Genomic DNA, 22,658 nt, shown 5'->3' on the forward strand with positions numbered 1-22,658 from the left:
GGGCCCTACGCCGCGCCTCGCCAGATCGTCAGGTCGCCCTGGAGAAAGGCGAGGTCCGGCATCGCGGTCGACTTCGTCGTGATCACGAATATGCCGATGTCCCCCGAGGGGCCCTTGATGCAGATCTCGGTGCCGTTCGCCGCGCCGGCAAGCGGGAGGCTGTGGCTCTTGGCGTGGTTGAGCAGCAGACGGCATTCGTCGAGGGTGCCGCCCGGCTTGCGGTACAGCTGGACGAACACGCTCGTGTCGCTCTTCAGTTCGCAGCCCACCGACTGGCAGCCGAAACGGATGTCCCCCGTGCGGCCCTTCGCCTCCGCGTCCGGGTTCTTGAGGTTCACCGAGTTCTTCGCGTCCAGCATCACCAGGGAGTACGGCTCGGGGCGCGGTTCCCGGGGCGAGGCCGAGGAAGACGATGAGGTCCCGGCTGTCTGTTCACCGGTGCCCAGCGCCGCCGAGTCCGAGGAGTCCGACGAATCCGCCGAGTCCGAGGAATCCGAGGAATCCGGGGAGGACCCCCGTGCGGAATCCGACGACCGTGCGGACGATCCCGTCGCGGACGCCGACGAGCCGGCGGTGTCCCGGTGATCGCCCCGGCTCTCCCCGTCCATCACGTTCCAGGCCAGCGCCGTCACCAGCAGCGCGCCCCCCGCCAGACCGACGGCCGCGATCCGCGCGGTGCGCCGCCTGCGAACCTTCCCCTCCGCCTGCGTCGGCCGCAGCAACGCGGTCGGGGGCGGCGAATACCCGATCAGCGGCTGCGGCCGCGCCGGGGTGGGCTCGTGCACCGGTGGCGGACCCACGACCTCCGGTCCGCTGATCTCCCGCCACACGGCCGGTGCCCCGCCCGCGTCGGCCTCCGCTCCCAGCCGCTGCCGACACCACTCCAGGATCTCCGCCGGAGTGGCCCGCTCCGCCGGATCGGCGGCCAGGCAACGGGCGAACAGCGGACGCAGGGGTTCTGGCAGCAGGGACAGTTCGGGGCCGGAGTGCACAATCCTGTACAGCACGTAGACACCGGGGCCATCGCCGTAGAGAGGCCTGCCCAGTGCGGCGAACGCCGCCGTCTGGGCAAGGGCGAAGACATCCGTCGCGACCGTGACGTCCCCCCCGGCCGCCTGCTCCGGGGCCATGTACGCGGGCGTACCGACCGTGTGTCCCGTCGCCGTGTACGAGGTCGCGTCGGCGGCCAGCGCGATGCCGAAGTCGATCACGCGCGGCCCGTCGGCGGCCAGCAGCACGTTCGACGGCTTGAGGTCCCGGTGCACGATGCCCTCGGCATGGATCGCCTGCAACGCCTCGGCCATCCCCGCCATCAGCCACAGCACGGCCGTCACCGACAGCGGACCACGCCGGGCCACGGCCTCCGCCAGGGACGGCCCCGGTACGTACAACGTGGCCAGCCAGGGCGGTACGCCATCCGCGTCGGCGTCGATCAACTCGGCGGTGTACGCCCCGCGGACCCGCCGGGCCGCCCTGACCTCCCGGCCGAACCTCCGCCGGAAGTCCGGGTCGTCCGCCAGCTCCGGCCGCACGACCTTGATCGCCAGGGGTCGGCCGGCCTGGGTGTGCGAGAGGTAGACCCGGCCCATGCCGCCCGCCCCCAGCCGGGCGGCGAGACGGTAGCCCGCCACCACGGACGGGTCGGTCGCCTGAAGTGGCTTGAAGACATCCGTCATGTCGTTCATCGGCCCGCTCCCCCCATTTTGATGCATTGGCCAACGGCAGCAGCCTAAGGGGCAGGGCCATGACGTCGTGGTTCAGGGGCGGCGGTCGGGGTCGGCGCCCAGGGGCGGTGGCCGGGTCGGTGGTGGCCCGCCGGTGTGTGGCCGCCTGGGCGGCCCGGGTGGCTCCGAATGAGTGGACTCCTTGGCGCCCGAACGGCAAGGGGGCATGAGTCACGGGTCCGGATGGTGATGTTCTGCCGTCCGTGCTCTCTGAAGGAGGCGGGCCGTCCGCCCCCTTCCGGAAGAGGCGCCCCACATGAGACGTACTCCCTCCCGCCGTCTGCTCACCGCAGCACTGCTCGCGGCCTCCTTGCTGGCCCCGCCGGCTGCGATTCCCGCCACCGCCGTTCCCACCACGGCCGTTCCCGCTACGGCCGTTCCCACCACGGCCACGGACAGTCTCGATCCCCAGCTCACCGCCCGGCTGGACAGGACCATCAAGGAGGTCCGCGAGCAGGCGGGCATCCCCGGCGCCGTCGTCGGACTGTGGATGCCGGGCAAGGGAAGCTACGTACGCGCGACCGGCGTCGCCGACACCGCCACCGGCAGGCCGATGTCCGCCGACTCCTCCGTGCGGATCGGCAGCGAGACCAAGACGTTCACGGTCACGGCCCTGCTGGAGCTGGTGGACGACGGCCGGATCGAGCTGGACGACCCGATCGCCGAATACGTCCGCGGCGTGCCCAACGGTCACCGGATCACGCTGCGTCACCTCGCCGAGATGCGCAGCGGCTTGTTCCCGTACACCTCGGACCCCGGCTTCATCCAGAAGCTGGAGAGCGACCCGGAGCGCACCTTCACCCCCCGGGAAACACTCGCGTACGGCTTCAAGCACCGGAACACCTTCGCGCCGGGGACGAAGTTCCAGTACTGCAACTCCAACCTCGTCCTGCTCGGCCTCGTGATCGAGAAGGTCAGCGGTCAGCGGCTCGCCGACTTCATCCACGAGCGGGTGCTCGGCCCGGCTCGCCTGCACCACACGCTGTTCCCGAAGGGGTCCGAGTTCCCCGCGCCGCACCCGCGCGGCTACACCGACCAGACGCCGAGCGGCGAGACCGCGGACGCCACGCGCTGGAACCCCAGCTGGGCCTGGGCGGCCGGGGCGATGATCTCGAACCTGCACGACCTGCGCCGGTGGGCCCCGATCGTCGCGACCGGGAAGCTGCTCAGCCCCGAAACCCAGCGGCAACGGCTCAAGACGCTGCCCACCGGATTCCCCGGTACCACCTACGGCCTGGGGATCTTCAAGGCCAACGGATGGATCGGGCACAACGGATCGATCCCCGGGTACGAGACCGTGACGGTCTATCTGCCCTCGAAGAAGGCCACCCTGGTCATCATGATCAACACGGACATCCAGACCCAGGGCCAGGAGCCGTCCACAATGCTCGCCCGAGCGATCACGACGATCGCCACACCGGACGACATCTACGACAAGGACAGCTCGATCAGCCCCCGCCAGTAGTGCTGCTTCCGCCCCCTCTCCCCGCGTGTGTCTGCGACAGGGGGCGGCCGACATGTGGGGGCGGCCACGTCAGCTCGAAGCCGCCGGATGTCGTTGCGGCCGCCCGCGCCGCGTTCGTGGTCCTTCGGATCGAGTGGGTGTGTGGTGCGGCTGGGCACAGCGTGGGGCTCCCTTGAGGAGCACACTGGGGCTATGGCCCTACCCAAGACACATCAGTGCTCTACCTGCTCGGACAGTGCCGAGCGGAACTCAGTCCTTCACGAAGACCTCGTCGTCGGAGCACCGCTGTCCATGGAGGATCTCACCGACGCACAGCGCCTCGACCGGTTCGCCCTCAAGTACGCCCACGACGGTTGCCAGGTCAGAGAGGTCCGGCGGGTACCGCACGAGAGCTTGAGCGGCTACGCCTGGTCCGTCCGTTTCACCGAGACCTCGTGATGAGCTGATCACCGAAGACCGCCGGAGAGGATGAGAATTCCGGCGGGGTGGTCAGTGGTGGCCGGCTGTGATGAGCCAGGCACGGGAGTCGAAATACACGCCCTCGCCGGTGTCGTGGGCGGCGAGGGTGGCCCGCAGCCGTGTGCGTGCCTGCTCTGCCGTCGCGGCGTCGAGGCCGGTGAGAAGATCTTGGAATTTCAGCAGGCGGAGCACGTTGTCGAATGCGGTGGCGGTGTCCGGGCCGTAGTAGACGGGTTCGTGCACGTCGGTGAAGCTGACGTCCTTGAAGCCCGCCGCCGCCAGGATGCCTTCCGTGGTGCCCGGGTCGGCGAGTGAGAACGCGTTCGGACCGGAGGTGGAAGGCGGAGGCGTCGCCTCTGCGGCGGTGAGACTCCGGCGGATCGCGGAGGCCCATTCATTGCTGTCACGGTCCTGCCAGACCAGTAGCACCAGGCGCGCTTCGGGGCGCAGAGCGCGCCCGATGTTGGTGAAGGCGGCGACCGGGTCGGCGAAGAACATCGTTCCGAATCTGCTGATACAGAGGTCGAAGTGCGCCGGTGGGAAGCGGTGGACCTGGGCATCCGCCTGTTGGTAGGTGACGTTGGGCGGGCCCTGGTCGGCACTGAGCCGGCGGGCCCGTTCGAGCATTGGCTCGGACACGTCGACGCCCAGCGCGCTTCCGGTGACGGCCGCGCGGGCGGCTTCGCGGGTGGTCTGGCCCGTGCCACAGCCGATGTCGAGCACACGGTCGCGGGCGCCGACGCGGGCGGCGGCACGGAGATGTTCGTTGTGGAGCCGCAACTCCGCGTCGTAGTCGAACAGTTCGGTATCTCTGGTCCTGTGCGTCTGGGTTCCCCGCCGGTCGGACACCACGGTCATCAGATCCTCTCGATACCGATTTCACATGATCGTTGGTCTTGTGGACGTCGGTGTCGGTGTCGCAAGGCTCTATCGTGCCGTCGCGGAGTCCGCCTCGCACGGCGATCCACGCACGGCGATCCACCCCTCAACTCCGGTCACGGAGGCGTGTCACCGCGTCGTGCGGTGTCGTCGAGGAGTTCCGGCAGGTCTTTGAGTCGGTCGAGGCCTTTGACGGCGCGGGACGTACGGTGGTTGGCGGCCAGGCGGGCGCGGTGGCGGTGGAGGAAGGCCCAGTAACCCGCGGTGTACGGGCAGGCGTGGTCGCCGGTGCGGGCGGTGGGGCGGTAGGCGCACGGGCCGCACAGATCGCTCATCTTGTTGATGTAGGCCCCGCCCGATGTGTACGGCTTGGTGGTCATGAGACCGCCGTCGGCGTACTGGGACATGCCGACGACGTTGGGAAGCATGACCCAGTCGTAGCCGTCGACGAAGCAGCGGTGGAACCAGTCGGTGACGGCCGCCGGGTCCCAGCCGTCCTGAAGGGCGCGGCTGCCGAGGACCATCAGGCGGGGGATGTGGTGGGTCCAGCCGGTGTCCCGCACCTGGGCGAGCACGGTGGACAGGCAGTTGGCGGTGACCGCTTCGGCGTCCAGGTCGAGGAACCAGTCCGGCAGAGGTGTGGTGTGCCGCAGTGCGTTGCGGTGGCGGTAGTCCTCACCGAAGTGCCAGTAGAGGTGCCATACGTATTCGCGCCAGCCGGCGATCTGCCGGACGAAGCCTTCGACACTGTTGAGAGGTGCGTCGCCGGCCCGGAAGGCGCGTTCGGCGCGCTCCACGCATTCGGCCGGATCGAGGAGCCCGAGGTTCAGGGGTGCTGACAGCAGGCTGTGGCTCAGCACCGGGTCCCCCGCCAGCATGGCGTCCTCGTAGCGGCCGAAGTCGGGCAGCCGGTGCGTGATGAAGTGCCGCAGCGCGGACAGCGCCTCGCGCCGGGTGGCGGGGAATCGCCTGGGGCCGTCACGGCCGACGAAGGAGACATCTCCGTCGCGCTCCCAGCGATCGAGGTCGTGCCGGACCTCGTCGTCGATGGCGTCCTCACGCGGCTGCCAGGGTCCGCGGACATCCAGGGTTTCCTGTCCGCGCGGTGGGGGTTCGCGGTTGTCGTGGTCGAGGTTCCAGCGCCCGCCGGCGGGCTCGCCGCCGTCCATGAGCAGGTCGTGACGGGCCCGCACCCAGCGGTAGAAGCTCTCCAGCCGCAGACCCTGTCTGCTGTCGGCCCACCGCGCGAAGTCGTCGTGGCTCACCATGAATCCCTTCGCCGGCAGGACCTCCACCTCCTTTCGCGTACGGGCGAAGTCCAGGGCACGGCGCGAGGTGGGATGGCAGACGGTCAGCGGGGCTGGCGGGTGCCCGAGGGCCTGCTCCAGACCTTCGGCGTACGTCTCGGCCCGGACATACGTGACCCGGTCGCCGAGTTCGGCGGCGCGGTGCCGCATCGCCGAGAGCACCAGATGCGCCTTGGCTCGGTGGAAACGGCGCCGACGCAGCACCGAGCGCGCCTCGATCATGACCAACGGAGCGTGGGCGCCGGGGCCGCCGCCGCGCGGGTTGACGAAGTGCGGACCGAGTTGGTCCCCGAACAGCCAGTGGGGGCGTGGCGCCATGGGGTTGTGCCTCTCACAGCCGTTGCCTCGGGCGGGGGCGGCGCCGAGCGCCGCTCGCGCGGTGACCATCGGGTCTCCGGATCGGCCAATGCTGCCAGCCGCACGGACCACCCGTACGCCGACACTCCGCCGGGCGGCAGCGGAGCGTTCCTGTCTGCCGGTGAGGTACAAGTCGCCGACCGGTCCGAAAGGATTGCAGGGCGACCTCGGACGTCTGTGCGGCCGGCGCACCTTGGCACGTCAGTGAATCGACTCCATCCAGGGAGCCCACGTTGGAACTTTCTCCGCAGCCGTGCGCGGAGCAGCAGTTCATGGCGGGCTGTTCGAAGGTGTACCGCGCCGGTCGGTGCGGTACAGGTTGTCGCTCGTGGTGAGTTGTCCGTGAACTCCTCCGGAGTTGTCCGTGATCGGTAACGGGCGCATCCTCCGGGGCGCCCCCCTCGTCCTCGGAAGTGGTCGTGAGGCGACCGGGATCGGCGAGGGAATGCGCCTAAGGAGTGGACATGGCACGGCATGGTGGCGGACGGGGCTGGTACGGCAAGGTCATCGGGGCGGCGCTTGGGGTGGCGATGCTCGCCACCGGTGCCTCGGTGTGGACCACGCAGGCCGTCACCCCGGGCGACTCGTCCGCGAAGCCCACCGCGCCGGCCACGCCGGGCAGTGACGTCAAGCCGGTCGCGGCGACCATCGCGCACGCCTCGGAGGACGGGCCGCGCGGCGTGAACATCACCATCGACGACGGCCCCGACCCCGTATGGACCCCTCAAGTGCTCGACCTGCTGCGGGAGTACGAGGTCAAGGCCACGTTCTGCATGGTGGGGACGCAGGCGCGGGCCCACCCGGACCTGGTGAAGAAAGTGGTCGCGGACGGGCACCGGCTGTGTGACCACTCGGTGTCCCACAACACCGCCATGGACAAGGATTCGCAGGCCTACCAGTCGCAGCAGATCCTCGACGCCGAACGCATGATCACCAAAGCGTCCGGGGGCGTACGCCCGATGTACTACCGCGCGCCCGGCGGGGCCTTCACCCCCTACAGCCGGCAGCTCGCCGCTTCCCGGGGCATGCGCCCGCTGGGCTGGAACGTGGACACCAAGGACTTCGAACTTCCGGGTACGGACGCCATCGTCGCCACGGTTGAGCGCGAGCTGCCCAACGGACCGACCCTCCTCTTCCACGACGCGGGCGGTGACCGCACCCAGACCGTCGAGGCCCTGCGCCGGCTGCTCCCCCAACTCAAGGAGCAGGGCTACACGTTCGGCTTCCCGGTGCGCTGAGCCCGGTCCTGGTGGTTGCGGCCTTCCCCCTACGAGGCCGGCCCGTTGTCGCCCGGACCCCTGCGGTACTCGATGTCCTCCACGTGGGTCAGCAGGTAGCGGGGGCCGTCCACCGCGTCGGCGACCACCGAGTTACGCATGGACACCCACACATAGCTGTTGTCCCGTCGCGCCAGACGCAGTTCGGCGCGGCCCCCCTCGGCCGAGGTGCGGAGCAGGGTCCCGATGTCCTCGGGGTGAACGAGATCCGAGAACGAGTATCGGCGCAACGCGGACGCCGGGCGGCCGAGCAGGCGGCACAGCGCGTCGTTGGTGCGCAGGATCCGACCGTGCTGATCGCCGCCCATCTCGGCCATGACCATGCCGCTGGGCGCAAACTCGAATGCCTGCCGGAACGACTCCTCGCTGGCGCGCAGCGCCTGCTGCTCCCGTTCCAGGCGCGCCAGGGCCCGCTGCATGTTGCCACGCAGCCGGGCGTTGCTGATGGCGACCGCCGCGTGGGCCGCGTAGACCTGAAGCGCCTCCCGGCCCCACGGGCCGGGGCGCTGGCCGTCACTCGGTCGGTCGACCGATATGACACCGAGAAGCTCCCCGTCGCCCTGCCTCGCCAGGTACATCGGTGCGAACAGCCGGTCGTCGGGGTGCCATTCGCCCTCGAACCGGGGGTAGCGTCCCTCGGTGTGCCATTGCGGTACGTCGTCGTCGTCCAGGACCCGGCCCTCGCTGTGCGGGATGAAGCGGAGGGAGCCCCACGCCTCGCCCATCGAGAGGCGTCGGTCCCAGGAAGCACGCGGGCCCACTCTGCCGGAGAGCAGGGCCTCGGCGTTGGGGTCGCCGGAGAAAGCGGCGACCACGAGGTCGCCGTCCGGGCGGACCAGATTGACGGCGGCGAGTTCGTATCCGAGTCCCGCGACGATGCCGTCGGCGACGGACTGAAGGGTGTCGGCCAGGCTCCGCGCGGGCGAGACCTGAGTGATGAGCTGGTCGAGCAGGCTACGGAGGGTGGCGAGCCGGACGTACGGCTCCGACTCCATTGCCACCGGCTCGGCGTGGCGCCCGGCGGTCGCGTGTGCCGCGCTCCAGTTGTCCCAACCGCGCCGCGAGGTCGCGGTCACGGGCTGGAAAGCCGTATTACGAAGGAAAGGTGCCTTGCCGAGCCTGTCACGGCAGAGCCGGTGCGGCTCGGGCAGGGCCTTCAGACCGAGCTCCACCCGCAGCCGCTGGTAGATCGTGTCCAGATCGAGGAATTCCTCGCCCTCCAGGACACCGTCCCTGATCAGTCTGATCAGTTCGCCGGTGAACGCGGTGAAGCGCTCGCCGGGCGGGGACACCGCTACCGCGTTCTCGGCGGCGGCGGCGAGCAGATAGGTACCCTCGACCTCCAGTTCGGCGCCGGCGGACTGGGTGCCGAAGGTGCGCGCGCTGTAGCAGCAGTCGGCGATGAGGATCCGCCGGGCGGCGGGACTGTGTTCGATCGACCGGCGGATCCATTCGTACGGAACGGCCGTGTCGTGCACGGACATCCGGTCGCTGTCACCGACGGCCAGGTGCAGTTGGCCCGTCCTCGGTTCGATCAGCCCGTGCCCCGCGTAGTACACGAGCAGGGTGTCCTCGGCGGCTTCCGCCGCCTCCGCAACCGACTTGGAGAGCTGACGCGGCGTCTGTGGATCGAGCAACATCTGGCAGTTCTCGGGGGGAAGCCCCCAGATGTCCTTCTGTGCGAAGAGATCCGCGAGAGTCCGCACCCCGGCCTCGACGGCGGGCAGATCGTGGAGCGTGTCGAAGGCGCCGACTCCTATGAGCAACGCGCGCGACTTCGCGGGGTCAGGTGGGTTCGCCACGCTCGTCCCCGCCCGCGTCCGTGTCCCCTTGCCCGGCCCCCCGCACGTCGGTCCGGTCAGCGGTCAGCGACTCCAGCAGGCGCCGCGTCTCCTCGGGCGAGGAGTCGGAGATGGTGACCCTGACACCGTCGGGGCGTTCCACGGTGACGACCGGCCGTCCTGGCCGTGTCGCTCGCCAAGCGGCGATGGACAGGGCGAGCGACGCGGCGGCGAAGCCGCTGCTCACAGCCAGCGAGATCAGGTCGATCACGTCACCCTGTGCTCCCGCCCGCGGCGACCGTGCCGTGCCGAGTACGGGGCGCGCGTGACGTCGGGCCGCGGGCTCCGCGAGCAGCCAGGCGTGCAGTGAACGCAGCTCGCCCTCCGCCGTGTCTTCGTCCTCCAAGCCGACGCCCAGTCTCACCGCGACCCCTTCGTTTCGGCCCACCCACGACGGCGGGTGGGACAGTTTAGGGCCGATGGCGCGGAGCATGACATTCCGGTGATCAGCTACACGATCAAGGGTCCGTACTCCGGTGACGAGGTCTGCGTCACGGTGCGCGCGGCCAACGCGTACGGCGCCTCCGCCTGGGCGGAGAGCTTGTGTGAATCGGTGCCCTACTAATGGCCGTTGGTCGTGTGTCCGCGCACTGTCACAGGTCGCCGACAGCGCAACCGAGCGGGCCGGTTCCCCTCTCTTGCAGTGCGGCCGGACCGACCGGTTCGCCGCCCGCATCAGCCGAGGAGACATCAGCCATGTCCGAGACATCGACTTCCCTGGTCCGGCGGCTTCGTGGCCGGGTCATGGGACTCGGCGCGGCCGGTACGGTCCTCGCCCTCGCCGCCCCGTTCACCGCGACCGCCGTGGCCGGCCAGGCCAAAGCCGCCGCACCCGACCCGGTCTCCGTCCTGACGTACACCGCCAAGGAGCGCAAGGAAGCCCTCGCCTACTGGACGCCCGCCCGCATCAAGGCCGTCGGGAAGTCCGTGGACCTGGGTCCCACCGGACCCAAGGCCAAGCCGTACACGGGTGTCGCGCTGAAGACCGTGGGACGGCTGTTCTTCGTCAACTCGCGCGGTGCCGACACCTGGTGCACGGCCACCGCCGTGAAGAGCGCCAACCGCTCCGCCGTGATGACCGCGGCCCACTGCGTACGCCTGGGCTCCGCTCCTGGCATGACCAACTCCTCGATGGTGTTCGTCCCCGGCTACAGCAAGGGCAAGAAGCCGTACGGCACCTTCGCGGTCCGGACCGCGGCGACCCCCCGCACCTGGGTGAACGACTCCACGAACGACGTGTCCGCGCTGATCGTCGACGCCGACAAGAGCGGCCGTAAGCTCACCGACGTCGTGGGCGGCCAGGCCATCGCCTTCAACCGCGCCGTCGGCGGCACCGTCTCCAGCCTCGGCTACTCCGCCACCCGCCCGCAGCTCGGCGAGGAGCTCCTCCGCTGCGCCGGAACGGCGAAGAAGGAGATCGGTATGCAGGCCATCCCCTGCGACATGACCGGCGGCTCCAGCGGCGGCCCGTGGCTGGCCGACTTCAACGCCACCACCGGCAAAGGCGTGCTGGTCTCGGTCAACGCCGCGCTGGACTCCATGACACCGACCAAGATGTACGGAGAGGTGCTGGGGGCCACGGCGAAGAAGGTGTACGACCGGGCCCAGAATGGCTGATTGATTCCCGAGCTCGACAGGAAAGCCCCAGGCCGCTGGTCTGGGGCTTCACCATTCCGTGAACTGTGCCGGCCTACGCGAAACGCTCGGCCGGGATATCCCGGCCGAGCGTCCCTTTCGAATTCGCCACCGAGAGGGTCTTTTATGCCCCCTCGTAACTTCTAGGCTGTCACCAGATCAGATCGTGGGTGTTTCATCGACGACTTCCTTGTGCGGTTCCACAATGAACTTCCAGCCTTCGCTCGGCTCCAGGAACCGCACTCGGGTCGGGTAGATGTCCAGGGCGCGGCGGTCGCGGTTCTGGCTCGCGCTCTTCCGACCCCGGACCGGCTCCTCGAACAGGTCGACCTTGACGTCCGGCACCGCGACGACCTCCTCGCTCCAGCGCTGGACGATCCCCGCGCCGAACGCGTCGCGCGCGGCGGAGTAGAGCGCCTCCAGGGCTTCCTTGTTGCCGTTGGGCACGAAGAGGGCGAGGTTCAGGACGACGCCGGCGCTCTGGAGAACCTCGATCTCCTCCCCTGCCTTGTCGGCGACCCAGATCCCGCGCTCTTCGGCGTTGTCCGGGAGAACATGGATTTCCTCACCGAATACCGTCTTTACGGCGAAGGACCCTCCCTCGGAATTCTTTCCCGGCTCCGAAAGGAATGCCGGGGCGTAGCAGTCGAGAGGAAGGCCATCCGTCTCTGCCGAGACGAAGATGGCGTCCTGGACGCCCAACTCTGCGACCTCCCCGGCCGTAAGACGTCGAGCCGTAACCTTCTCGGTGTTCACGCCATTCCCCTTTTTCTCGTGGCGTCCTGTGAATTCGATAAGACTCTACCACGAAAAAGGGCGGGCCAGTTCCAGTTACGCATGCCGCACACCCCCGAAAAAGCACCGCTCAGCGCTTCGAATGAATTCTTCCGACAGAACCCGATTCGGCGTCTATTACGACAGGGAAGTGAGCGGCTAATTCACCCTTGGCTCTCCGGCGGATCGGTGCGATCCGCGTAGACACCTTCCAGGAGGCCGGTACCCTGACCGATCTCGATCAGATAGCCGTCCGGATCCTTCAGGTAGCAGCGGAGCTCGGCCTTGCGGTCGAGGGGCTCGGTGAGGAACCGCGCGCCCTTGGCCAGCGCCTGCTCGTAGAAGGCCGCGATGTCGGCCACCCGTACGTTGAGAAAGGAGGACACCGGGTCACCGGGTTCTTCCTTCCGCTCGGTGCGAATCGGCCCCCGTCCCGTCCACCTTGCGCAGCGTTCCGATCCCCCGCAACTTCGCCCTCAGGTGTGAGCGGCTCGTCGTCGTCCGGACCGCGCACAGCGGAAAGGGCGCCCCCGGAAGGGGACGCCCTTTCTCACCGTGCGGTCAGGTCGAAGCCGTGTCAGACGGCCGAGTTGGACCGGCGGCGGCGGACCGTGAAGAGGGCCGCCGCGCCCAGGGCCAGCGCACCGCCGGCCGCGGCCGCGACCTGCGGGAGGGGCGAGGACGAGCCCGTGCTGGCGAGGGAGCCGTCGTCGTCGCCGGAGTCCTCCGGCGTGGTGGACGAGCCGCCCTGGGGCTCGTTGTCCGAGGTCGGCGGCGTCGTCTCGCCGGGCTCGGCGTCGTCGACGTCGTCGTCCACCGCGCTGCCGGCGGGAAGGAGACCGAAGGCGTACTCGGTGGAGAAGTTGCCGCCGCAGGACTCGTCGTTGTTGACGTACTCACCGGCGACGAAGGCGACACCGTGCCCGGCCGGGGCCTTGGCGTCGATCTTCAGGCGCAGCTTCACATCGGCGTGGGTGCCGGCCTTCAGCGGGCTGATGGAGCCGGCCTTGTGGTCCGCACCCACGTTCTTCCAGACGGGGGAGGCGGCGGTCGACCACTGGAGGTGGAAGGCGTCGTCGATGACGTTGTAGCCGCCGTTGTCCGTCGCGTGGAAGTTGACGCTCGGGGAGACCGCGTCCATCGTCTTCTTCGTCCCGTTGGTCACACGAACCGAGAAGTCGGTGGTAGAGCCCGCGACGAGCTTGGACGGCAGGCCGTTGACGACCGTGGTGAGCTTGTTCTCGGGGACGCAGCTCGGCTCTTCCGGCTCCCCCGCCTCGTCCCTGGCGTCGGCGAGCGCCTTGTCGGCGGCCTCCTTCTCCTTGAGGGCCTCCTTCAGGGCGTTCTGGACCTTGCCGTACTCGCGGACGGCGGCCACGCGGGCGTCGTCCCTGGCCGTGCCGGCAGCCGTGGCCTTCTCGTCGGCCGTGGTCTTGGCGTCCGCCGCGGACACGGCGGCGGTCTCGGCGTCGGTGACGGCCTTCTCCGCCGCCGCCTTCTCCTCGGCGGTGGCGGTCTCGGGCAGCGCGGCGAGTGCGGCCTTGGCGTCGGCGAGCGCCTTGTCGGCGTTCTCCTTGGCGGTGGCGGCAGTTGCGGCCTCCTGCTTGGCGGCCTTCGCGGCCACCGCGAGGGGCGCGTCGTCGGAGATGGCCGCTTCGAGCACCACCCGCGCGGCCTGCTGCGCGGCTTCGGCGGCCTCGTACGCCTTCTGCGCCTTCTCGGCGGCCTTTTCGAGTTCCTCGATGGAGGGCTTGTCCTGCGTGCCCCCCTGCTGGGTCACCGACGCGACGGACGCCTTGGCGTCGGCGAGCGCGGGCGTGACGGAGAGCAGGACCGCGGGGGTGGTGACGGCGGCGACAACAGCCGTGGCGAGCATGCGGCGAATCTTCAACGGAGTCCTTCACGGGTCCGAAATGCTGGTTGAAATGCGACTTGGGTGACGCGGGTCGAGCGAGCGAGCTGTGTACAGCGCGCCGAGCGAAGCTGGTTGAGCGAAGCGGGTCGAGCAAAGCGGGTTCGAAAAGTGGTTGAGGCGGCCCCTGCGGCAGCACCCACGCAGTGCCTCGTCGGCGATCGTATGGCCGAAAACATCGTTGACGGAAGCACGTTAATCGGGCGAGGAGGGCAGCACAGGGCCTTCACCTACGGGACAATCGGCGCATAGAGGGGCAGTTGCTTTCGCCGCACAGGTCACTTTTGTGATCCATGTCATTTCATTGAGGGACGCGCGAGGTTGTCCCGGGCGGCCCATGACCGCACGCGTACGCAGCACGGCCGCCGGCAGTGTGCCGGCGGCCGTCAGGTCGAGCGGGCCGTGAAGCCGGCGGCCGCGAGGTGGGCCGCCGCGAGGTGGGATCAGTGGCGGCCGAAGATCTCGCGGCTGGAGCCGAGGTCCATGAAGGCCGTCTCGCCCGTCGCGTTGTCCAGGCCGTCGTTGTCCGTCACGGCGTAGACCTCGCCGTTGCCGGCTACGGTCAGGCCCTCCAGCTTCTCCTGCGTCCAGCCGTTGGTCTCGCGGAGGTCGGGCAGGACGTCGTGGGCCAGCTTCTTCGGGAGGACGCGCAGCGGGCCCGCGGGGGCCGCGGACTTCGGCAGGTCGACCGTGTAGACGCGCTTGATCCTGGCGGACGGGCCGTTCAGCTTGTCCCGTTCGATCACCGCGAGCTTGTCGCCGACCGCGGTGATCTCGGAGAGGCCGATCCAGTCGCCCGGGGTGGTCGTGCTGCCGATCCGGTAGCCGTACCAGCTCCAGGTGTCGGACTCCACGTCGTACCGGCCGAGGCGGACGGTGCCGGCCGGGTCCGTCTTGACCTCGCGCTGGAGCGTGGCCCAGACCACCTCGTGGCCGCGGCGGTCGGTGGTCGCCGTGACGCCCTCGAAGCCCTGGCCCGCGAGGCCCGCGGCGATGTCCGCCGGAAGGTCTACGACCTGACGGGTGTTCCCCGCGCTGTCGAGCCGGACCAGCTTGTTGCCCGCGCCGGTCGCGCCCTCGACCGCGAGCCAGAAGCCGCCCTGCTCACGGGCGTGGATGCCCTCCACGTCGTAACCGGTCGGCTGCCCGTCCGTCCCCTTGACGGTCAACGACCGCGTGATGACAGCCGGTTGGCGCCCCGCCTCGAGCGTGAGGATCTTGGTGGTGGAGTACGCCGCGTCGGTGACGCTGTAGAGCTGGTGCGACTTGCCGGGTACGGCGGAGAGCGCGCCGAGCGCGCCCCAGCCGATCGGCGCGCCGCCGGAGTCCCCGGCCGAGACGATGCTCGGGAAGGAGGGGGTGTGCCCGCCGAGGCGGAAGAGGCTGACCGAGGCCCGTACGTTGACCGAGGCGTCGTCCTCCTCGCTGGAGACCGCGAGCATGTCGCGCGACGGGATCGGCAGCAGCCCCTCGGGGCCGTTGGTCGTGGCCAGGACCTGGCGGAAGACCGGGGAGGTCGGCCGGCTCAGGTCGTACACCGCGACGAAGTTGCTCCGCTCCGAGCCGACGAAGGCGTAGCGCACGCCGTCGAACTCGGCGATCGCCAGGCCCTCCGGCTCGGTGCCCTTCTTCTCGGCCCGCGACTCGTTGTGCAGTCCGTGGCGCGCGGCGATCTCCTCGAAGCTGTTGCCCGCGTCCCAGACGACCTTGCCGGTCCGGCTGTCGAAGACGGACCAGCCCCGGGTGCCGCCGCGCCAGTCGCCCTCGTTGGCTGTGGCGAGGTAGCGGTCGTCGATCCAGCCGACCGAGTCGGGCTCGCGCGGTACGTCGGTGATCGAGCCGGTCAGGTCGATCTTGCCGTCCTCGACGGTGTCGATGCCGTCGACCGACGCCGTACCGGCGCTGAATGCCTTGGTGATCCTGCCCGTCGGCAGGTCCAGCAGTACGACGCCGTTGTTCTCCTGGAGGGTCACCACCAGCTGGTCGCGGCCGTTGATGGAGACGTACTCCGGCTCCGGGTCGGTCGGCTCGGTGATCCCGGCGGCGACCAGGGCGGGCAGCGCCTTGCCGTCGGGCCGGGTCAGCGGCACGGCACGGGTGCGCCACTGCGTGGGCGCTGCGCCCTTGAGGTCGACTATCCGCACGAAGCCGGCCGGGAGCTGGGGCAGGTCGCCCTCCTCGCCGCCGGGCGGGGTCGCCTCCTCGTCGCGCTCGTTCTCGATCGCGATGGCGGCGTACCGCTGGTCCTTGCTGATCGCGATGGAGTCGGGCTGGCCGCCGAGGTCGTGGCTCGCGACCCGTCGGCGGTCGCGCAGGGAGATGACGTCGAGGCGGCCGGACGGGTCGGTGTGGTCGGCGCTGGTGTTGACGACGACCAGGACGTACTTGCCGACGACGGCCACCGAGGTCGGCTCGTCCTCGGAGTTGCCGAGTTCGGCCAGCGACAGCGTGCCGAGGCCGCGCGGGCGGTCGGAGTCGCTGATGTCGAGGAAGCCGATCCGCCGGGCCAGGGCGTCCGTGTAGACCAGGGTCCGGCCGTCCTCGCTGGTCGCCGAGATCTCGGCGACGGTCGGGGAGGCGGGGTCCTCGCCGGCCGGCCGGTTCTGGAAGACCGGGTAGGTGGCGGTGCGGTCGAAGGCGACCGGCCGGCGCGCATCCTGGTGCGCGCTCGCCGCGCCCGTCCCGGCCAGCAGGCCGGCGGCGACCGCTACCGCTACGAGCGCGGCGCAGGTTCTCTTCGGGGGCATTGTTTCTCCGTTGCGGGACAGTGGGAGGGCAGGATCGTCCCACCTGGGGGCAAGGACGGAACGGCGCCCGGATGAACAGCCGCGGGAGATCATCGAGGGCGGCGGTGAGATCCCCGGCCGATGGCCGGATCCAGCCGGTCCCGCCCTCAACTGGGCGCTGCCGTAGGGCCGCTCGGGCGGCGCTCGTACTTCCCCGGTGGCGGCCCCGGCACGTGCCTGGCCGGAGAGAGTTCACCCCGTTGTCACCTTCGGCCGGCCTCAAGGGCGGCGCGGGCGGTGAGTCGTCGGTCTTCCAGGACCGCCGCGAGCGCGTAGGCGCCACCGCCGGCGAGGGTGAGGACCCAGTAGAGACCGGGCGTGCCGAGGAAGAGCGCCGCCGTGGAGGTCAGGGCGAGCCAGGCGCCGAGGGTGTAGTGGAGCTTGTTGCGGCGTACGGCGCCTTCGGCGAGGTAGAGCAGGCCCACGACGAGGCCGGAGCCGGTGGGCCAGAGCACGGACTGGAGCTCGGGCATGTCGAGGCTGTTCGTCAGGCCGGTGATGGCGAGGAAGAGGGCGGCGAACGCGACAACCCAGGAGGCTCCGAGCATTTTGCCGGAGAGGATGTCGGGCCCGGTGGCCTCGCGTTGGGCACGGGCGGCGGCGACGGTCGCGTTGACGGTGCCTGCCGCGAGACCGATGCCCAGCAGGGTCATGGGCAGCCAGCCGGGCAGGTCGAGCAGAGGGGCGCCGCCACCCGAGAGCGCCGCGGCGCCGTGGCCGAGTACGTAGGCGAGTCCGAAGCTGACGTAGGTCGCGCGGTTGTCGACCTCGCCCGTACCGGACGTGGTGGCCACGGACGTGGTCGTGATCGGGGCGACGGGGGTGGCGGTGGTGAGGGACATGGCGGAGACCTCCGGAGTCGGGGTGCGGTGGGGTGTTCACGGAAGGGCCGTGGCTCCCGGCCGGCCGAGGCGTGACAGCGAGGCCACGAAGGGGCGTACGAGATCGGCGGGCCACGGGAAGGCGTGGGCGATGGCGCGTTGATGGGCGAGTCCGTGCAGACCGAGCCAGAGCGCGATCGCGTCGGAGCGGGGGTCGGTGCTGGTGGACTGCCCGGCGGTGACGCACTGGGCGAGGGTGTCGGCGAGGATTCGCAGCGTTCCCGCGCCGGGAGAGGAGACGCCTTGGCCGGCCGGGAGTTCGCCGAACATCGCCCGGTAGCGCTCGGGATGGGCGGCGGCGTAGTCGAGATAGGCGAGGCAGGCGGCGTACAGGCGCCGGTCCGCGTCGTGCGCGTCGTCCACGGCGGACCGGAGCAGGCCGTTCAGTTCGAGGAAGGCTTCGTGGACGACCGCGAGCACGATGGCCGACCGGCCGGGGAAGTGCGGGTAGATCGACGGTGCGGAGATCCCGGCCCGCCGGGCCACGGCCCTGAGCGTGACGGCCCGTTGGTCGCCGCGGTCGAGCAGGTCGGTCGCGGCGGCCAGGATGTCCGTACGCAGGTTGCCACCCTGTCCTCGGCGGTTCCGCGGGCGCGCGGCACCGCGGGCGGGCGGTGCGTCCGCGCCGGTGGTGCCGATGGCGTCACGCGTCCGGGATGAGGATGACCTTGCCCGCGACGGTGTGGGACTCGGCCAGCGACAGGGCCGACGCCACGTCGCTCAACGGGATCCGCGCGGCGATCTGCGGGGTGACGACGCCCTCCGACACCAGGCGCAGCACCTGGGCGAGGTCCTCACGCAGCCGGGCGCGGAAGGTCTCCGGGCGGCGGAGGCCGGCCCAGAAGTTGTAGAAGTGCGCGCTCTTGCCGTTGGGCAGGTAGTTCCAGGCGAAGAGCCGTGCGAAGACCTTCAGTACCGGCAGCTGTGAATTGCCCTCGTCGTCCTTCGTCGCCGCGGTGCCGTACGAGACCAGCGTTCCGCCCTTGCGCAGCAGCCGCCACGACCGCACCAGTCCGGCGCCGCCGACGTGGTCGAACACCGCGTCCACGCCCGCCGGGGCGAGCTCGGCGATCCGGCCGTACAGGTCGGGGTCGCGGTAGTCGACGGGGATGGCTCCCAGCTCGCGTACCGCCTCGTGGTGGCGGGCCGACGCCGTACCGATCACGGTGATCCCGGCGTGCCGGGCCAGTTGTACGAGGGTGGAGCCGACGCCGCCGTTGGCGCCCAGCACCACGATCGTCCCGCCGGAGCGGACCTTGGCCACACGGTGCAGCATCTGCCAGGCGGTGATCCCGTTGACGACCACGGTCTCCGCGGCCACCGCGTCCACGTCGTCGGGTACGGGCAGCAGGTCCGCGGCGTCGAGCAGCAGGTGGCTGGCCCATGCGCCGACCTTGGTGACGGCGGCGAAGCGTCGTCCGGTCAGAGCGGTGTCGACGCCGGGGCCGGTCGCCGTGACCGTGCCGACCACGTCGTAGCCGGGTACGAAGGGGAAGGCCGGCTGGTCGTAGTACTTGCCGCGGCGCATCTGCTGCTCGGCGAAGGAGACGCCCGTCGCTTCCATCCTCAGGACGACCTGACCGGCGGCGGGCGGGCCCAGCTCACGGTTGTGGACCGTAAGACCGCTCGGCTCGACCTTGCCGGGCAGGACGATCTCGGTGGCGTTGGTGGTAAAGGTGCTGGTCATGAGGGGCTCCTTAGGGCTTCGCTCGTTTGCTTACGGTCGTAACACTACAAGCGTTAAGTTGGAGTCGCAAGAGAATCCGGCGATAAACTTCGCGGTGTAAGGTGACAGGGTGAAGAAGACGACAGCGGAGGAGACCGCCACACCGACCGAGCCGACCGGACGGGCTGCGCCGACCGCGGCGGCCGAAGGCGAAGTCGCAGGCGCAGGCGCAGGCGCAGGCGCGGCGACCACGCGGAAACCGCCCAGGGCCCGCAACCGCCGCGGCGAGGGCGGGCGCCTGCGCGAGGACATCGTCGCCGCCGCGGTCGAACTGCTCGACGAGTCCGGCGACGAACGCGCGATCACGCTGCGGTCGGTCGCCCGCCGGGTCGGTATCGCCGCCCCGTCGATCTATCCGCACTTCCCCGACCAGCCGGCCATCATGCTGGCCGTCGTGCAAGGGGAGTTCGCCGGGCTGGAGAAGGACCTGCGTGCCGCCGTGGACGCGGCCGGCGACGATCCTCGCGACCGGCTCTACGCCGCCTGCACCGCCTACCTCGATTTCGCCCGGCTCCATCCCGAGCGCTACCGCACCATGTTCGGCGGTCTCTGGCTGCCGGCTCTCGGGGACAGTTCCCTGACCCACGGCGATCTGGCCGCACTCGGCTCGGAGACGATGCAGTTGCTCGTCGGCCTCTTCGGTGACTGCGTCGCCGCGGGGCAGGCCACCAGCACCGACGTACCGAGCGACACGGTGGCGCTCTGGCTGGGCCTGCACGGACTCGCCCACCAGCGCGCTGTGTCGCAGGCTTTCCCGTGGCCGGAAGACATAGCCGACCGCATCATCACGACGCTCGCGCATCTGAGCGAGGGAGAATCGCCGAGCCGGCTCGCCTAACGTACGCGGCATGCGGACATCGGTTCACTCCCCTGGTCATCTGTACGGCAGGCGGGAGGAGTTCGGGCGGATCGACGAGCTGACCACCGCCGCGCGGGCCGGCCGGGGCGGGGCGCTGGTCCTGCGCGGTGAGGCGGGCATCGGCAAGAGCGCGCTGCTGGACCATGCCCGGCGGACGGCGCCCGGTTTCCTGGTCATTCGGGCATCGGGGTCGGAGGGGGAGGCGGAGCTGCCGTTCGCCGGTCTGCACCAGTTGTGTGTGCCGGCGCTGGGGCATCTCGCCGAGCTCCCCGCTCAGCGCCGCGAGGCCCTTCAGGTCGCGTTCGGGCTGGCTACAGGCGTACCGGACGAGTTCCGCTTGGGTCTGGCGACCCTGGAGCTGCTGGCGACCGCCGCTCGTGAGCGTCCCCTGTTGTGTCTGATCGACGACGCGCACTGGCTGGACGCCGCCTCGTCGAAGGCGCTCGCCTTCCTCGCACGGCGCATCTCCTCCGAACCGGTCGCCATGGTTTTCGCCGTACGCCTGCCCTCCCCGGCCGGTGAACTGGACGGACTGCCGGGCTTGGCCGTCGACGGGCTGAACGACACCGACGCACGGGCGCTGCTCTCCGCCAGGACCCATGTGACGCTGGATGAGCAGGTGCGTCAGCGCATCATGGCCGAGGCGCGGGGGAACCCGCTGGCGCTGCTCGAACTCCCCAGGGCCGGCGGTTTCGCCCCGCCGGACTCGCCTTCCGTACCGACCCGGATCGAGCGGGGGTTCCAGGCGCGACTGCGTGATCTGCCCGATGAGGCAAGGCTGTTGCTGACGATCGCGAGCGCCGACCCGACCGGCGACCCCGGTCTCCTGTGGCCCGCCGCGCAGCGGCTGGACCTGGACGTGACGACGACCGGCGCCGCCGCGGCCGCGACCGGGCTGGTCGACTTCTCCACCCGCGTCCGCTTCTGTCATCCGCTGGCCCGGTCCGCGGTCTACCGGGCCGCGGAGGCGAGCCGGCGCCGTACGGCCCACCGCGTACTGGGCGAGGTCACCGACCCCGTCGTGGATCCGGACCGGCGGGCCTGGCACCGGGCGCAGGCGGGCATCGGCCCGGACGACGACGTCGCCGAGGAGTTGGAGCGCTCGGCGACCCGCGCCCGGTCACGCGGCGGTGCGGTGGCCGCGGCGGCCTTCATGGAACGCGCGGCCGCCTTGTCGCTGGACGCGACCCGGCGGACCGCGCGTACGCTCGCGGCCGTGCAGGCCCATCTCGACGCGGGCACCACCGACACGGCGGCGGAGCTTCTCACGACGGTCGAGAACGCGGCGCTCGACGAACTCCAGCGCGTCGCGGTCGATCTGCTGCGGGGGAAGATCGCGTTCGTACGGCACCACGACAACAACGGGCCGATGTTCATGCTGCGAGCCGCGCGACGGCTCTCGGAACTGGACCCGCGGCGCTCACGCGACTGTTTCCTGGACGCGGTCGAGATGAGCCTGGCCGTCGGGCGGTCCAGCGGGGTGCTCGACAAGGTGCTGGCCGCCGCGCGGACGGCGGCGCCGGCCGACACGGCCGCGGACTCGCCGGACCTCCTGGACGCGCTGGCGCTGCTGGCGACGGACAGACACGGGGAGGCGGTGCCCCTGATTCAGCGGCTGCTCACATCTCCTGCCGCCGAAGGCGGTGTTGAGGACGGTCCGATGTGGAGGCACAGGCCCGCGCTCGCCGTCATGCTCGCGTCGGAGGTGTGGGATCCGCACACGCACGCGGCGATCACCGACTGGCTGATCAAGACCGGCCAGGAGTCGGGGTCACCGCTCGTACTGCGCCTGGGGCTCGCGCCGATGGCGTCCCTCGCCGCGGTCTGCGGCGACTTGGCGCGGGCGACGACGGCGATCGCCGAGGAGGAGGCGATCGCCGACGCGTTCGGCGGACCGCCCGTCTTCTATCACCGGCTGCATCTGGCGGCGATGCGTGGCCGGCGCGAGGAGGCGCTCGAACTCTTCGAGACCGCTGCGGCCTCGGCGACGGAACGTGGCACCGGCCAGCTGATCGCCAACGTCCACTGGGCGTCGGCCGTGCTCAACAACAGCCTGGCCGACTACCCCGCCGCCCTGGCCGCGGCCCGGCGGGCCACCGAGGGCGGCGAGTTGTATCTCGCCGGATTCGCCCTGCCGGAGTTGGTCGAGGCGGCGGTCCGCTGCGGTGAGCCGGACGCGGCAGCGGCGGCGCTGCACGCGCTGACCGAGCGCACCGAGGCGGGCGGCACCCCCTCGGGCCTGGGCATCGCGGCGTACGCGCGCGGGCTGGTGACCGGGGACGAGGAGCACTACCGACAGGCCGTCGAGCATCTGGAGGAGAGCCCGATGCTCCCGTACCGGGCCAGGGCACATCTCCTCTACGGGGAGTGGCTGCGACGCCAGGGCCGCAGGCGGGACGGCTGCCGGCACCTGCGCATCGCGCATGAACTGCTGTCAGGGGCCGGGCTGGAGGCGTTCGCCAGGCGGGCCGCAGACGAACTGCGGGCCGCCGGCGAGAGGGTACGCGGCCGGTCGACGACGCCCGGCTACGACCAACTCACCGCGCAGGAGGCGTACATCGCGCGGCTGGTCGCCACGGGCGCGACGTCCAGGGAGGTCGCCACGCGGCTGTTCCTCAGTCCCCGCACGATCGACGCGCATCTGCGGAACGTCTTCCGCAAGCTCGGCATCACGTCCCGCAGACAGCTCAAGGACGTTCCGGGCCTTCGGTGAGGCGCGGGCGTTCGAGCGGCTGGGCCGACGGGCCCACGTGGCGGGTTGGGCCTGGGGTTGGGC

The 22,658-nt window shown here is 70.5% G+C and carries 17 protein-coding genes and 3 pseudogenes; 7 read left to right on the plus strand and 13 right to left on the minus strand.

The genetic code is table 11. From position 1 onward, the window contains the following. Positions 1–5: 5 nt before the first annotated feature. The gene (locus tag IEY79_RS30960; protein WP_189110964.1) at positions 6–1,685 is read right to left on the minus strand and encodes a serine/threonine-protein kinase; all 1,680 of its coding nucleotides are present in this window, start codon (positions 1,683–1,685) and stop codon (positions 6–8) included. Between the two features lie 295 nt (positions 1,686–1,980). Here IEY79_RS30960 and IEY79_RS30965 point away from each other — a divergent pair, with 295 nt between their 5' ends. Next, positions 1,981–3,189, plus strand: a complete 1,209-nt coding sequence (locus tag IEY79_RS30965) for a serine hydrolase domain-containing protein (RefSeq protein ID WP_189110965.1) — start codon at positions 1,981–1,983, stop codon at positions 3,187–3,189. A 291-nt stretch (positions 3,190–3,480) separates the two neighbouring features. Then, positions 3,481–3,627 carry a hypothetical protein gene (locus IEY79_RS37625; RefSeq protein ID WP_229701264.1) on the plus strand — a complete coding sequence of 49 codons (147 nt, stop codon included), beginning with the start codon at positions 3,481–3,483 and terminating at the stop codon, positions 3,625–3,627. A gap of 51 nt (positions 3,628–3,678) precedes the next feature. On the opposite strand, the gene IEY79_RS30975 is transcribed toward IEY79_RS37625, so the two are convergent. Together IEY79_RS30975 and IEY79_RS30980 are read right to left on the minus strand one after the other, a co-directional pair. After that, entirely contained in the window at positions 3,679–4,506 is an 828-nt protein-coding gene (locus tag IEY79_RS30975; RefSeq protein WP_189110967.1) for a class I SAM-dependent methyltransferase, read from the minus strand. Between the two features lie 137 nt (positions 4,507–4,643). Continuing rightward, on the minus strand, positions 4,644–6,152 hold the full coding sequence (locus IEY79_RS30980; RefSeq protein WP_189111030.1) for a cryptochrome/photolyase family protein: 1,509 nt from the start codon (positions 6,150–6,152) through the stop codon (positions 4,644–4,646). Positions 6,153–6,655: 503 nt separating this feature from the next. Here IEY79_RS30980 and IEY79_RS30985 point away from each other — a divergent pair. Beyond that, positions 6,656–7,429, plus strand: a complete 774-nt coding sequence (locus IEY79_RS30985) for a polysaccharide deacetylase family protein (RefSeq protein ID WP_189110968.1) — start codon at positions 6,656–6,658, stop codon at positions 7,427–7,429. Between the two features lie 59 nt (positions 7,430–7,488). Here the strand turns inward: IEY79_RS30985 and cdgB are convergent. The 3 genes and pseudogenes from cdgB to IEY79_RS30995 all read right to left on the minus strand — a co-directional run. Beyond that, a pseudogene (cdgB, locus tag IEY79_RS37630) lies at positions 7,489–8,469 on the minus strand (diguanylate cyclase CdgB); the annotation flags it as partial. Positions 8,470–8,643: 174 nt separating this feature from the next. Next, positions 8,644–9,270, minus strand: a pseudogene (locus tag IEY79_RS37635) (caspase family protein); the annotation flags it as partial. Continuing rightward, positions 9,254–9,673, minus strand: coding sequence for an effector-associated constant component EACC1 (locus IEY79_RS30995; RefSeq protein ID WP_189110969.1), 420 nt, complete (start codon positions 9,671–9,673; stop codon positions 9,254–9,256). The gene IEY79_RS30995 and the pseudogene IEY79_RS37635, both read right to left, overlap by 17 nt. A gap of 78 nt (positions 9,674–9,751) precedes the next feature. On the opposite strand from IEY79_RS30995, the gene IEY79_RS38100 reads away from it, so the two are divergent. Both IEY79_RS38100 and IEY79_RS31000 read left to right on the plus strand, forming a co-directional pair. Then, positions 9,752–9,874, plus strand: a complete 123-nt coding sequence (locus IEY79_RS38100; protein ID WP_268240635.1) for a hypothetical protein — start codon at positions 9,752–9,754, stop codon at positions 9,872–9,874. Between the two features lie 131 nt (positions 9,875–10,005). Beyond that, a complete protein-coding gene (locus IEY79_RS31000; RefSeq protein ID WP_229701265.1) occupies positions 10,006–10,926 on the plus strand; it encodes a trypsin-like serine peptidase in 921 nt (306 codons plus the stop codon). 177 nt (positions 10,927–11,103) lie between these two features. Here IEY79_RS31000 and IEY79_RS31005 read toward each other — a convergent pair whose 3' ends face one another. The 7 genes and pseudogenes from IEY79_RS31005 to IEY79_RS31035 all read right to left on the minus strand — a co-directional run bounded on the left by IEY79_RS31005 (position 11,104) and on the right by IEY79_RS31035 (position 18,984). Continuing rightward, positions 11,104–11,700, minus strand: a complete 597-nt coding sequence (locus tag IEY79_RS31005; RefSeq protein ID WP_189110970.1) for a hypothetical protein — start codon at positions 11,698–11,700, stop codon at positions 11,104–11,106. A 182-nt stretch (positions 11,701–11,882) separates the two neighbouring features. Next, positions 11,883–12,134, minus strand: a pseudogene (locus IEY79_RS31010) (VOC family protein); the annotation flags it as partial. A gap of 161 nt (positions 12,135–12,295) precedes the next feature. Then, complete coding sequence (locus tag IEY79_RS31015; protein WP_229701266.1) at positions 12,296–13,594, minus strand: peptidase; 1,299 nt, start codon at positions 13,592–13,594, stop codon at positions 12,296–12,298. A gap of 479 nt (positions 13,595–14,073) precedes the next feature. Then, positions 14,074–16,377: an esterase-like activity of phytase family protein gene (locus IEY79_RS31020; protein ID WP_189110972.1), complete on the minus strand. Its 2,304-nt coding sequence runs from the start codon at positions 16,375–16,377 to the stop codon at positions 14,074–14,076. 242 nt (positions 16,378–16,619) lie between these two features. After that, entirely contained in the window at positions 16,620–17,258 is a 639-nt protein-coding gene (locus IEY79_RS31025; RefSeq protein ID WP_189110973.1) for an ABC transporter permease, read from the minus strand. A 36-nt stretch (positions 17,259–17,294) separates the two neighbouring features. Beyond that, a complete protein-coding gene (locus IEY79_RS31030) occupies positions 17,295–17,936 on the minus strand; it encodes a TetR/AcrR family transcriptional regulator (RefSeq protein ID WP_189111033.1) in 642 nt (213 codons plus the stop codon). 4 nt (positions 17,937–17,940) lie between these two features. After that, complete coding sequence (locus IEY79_RS31035; protein ID WP_189110974.1) at positions 17,941–18,984, minus strand: medium chain dehydrogenase/reductase family protein; 1,044 nt, start codon at positions 18,982–18,984, stop codon at positions 17,941–17,943. A 109-nt stretch (positions 18,985–19,093) separates the two neighbouring features. Here IEY79_RS31035 and IEY79_RS31040 point away from each other — a divergent pair, with 109 nt between their 5' ends. Further along, positions 19,094–19,861 (plus strand): TetR/AcrR family transcriptional regulator, encoded by a 768-nt coding sequence (locus IEY79_RS31040; protein WP_189110975.1) that lies wholly within the window; start codon positions 19,094–19,096, stop codon positions 19,859–19,861. A gap of 10 nt (positions 19,862–19,871) precedes the next feature. Next, the gene (locus IEY79_RS31045; protein WP_189110976.1) at positions 19,872–22,595 is read left to right on the plus strand and encodes an ATP-binding protein; all 2,724 of its coding nucleotides are present in this window, start codon (positions 19,872–19,874) and stop codon (positions 22,593–22,595) included. Positions 22,596–22,658: the final 63 nt, after the last annotated feature.

The organism is Streptomyces camponoticapitis (assembly GCF_014646115.1).
Classification (GTDB): Bacteria; Actinomycetota; Actinomycetes; order Streptomycetales; family Streptomycetaceae; genus Streptomyces; species Streptomyces camponoticapitis.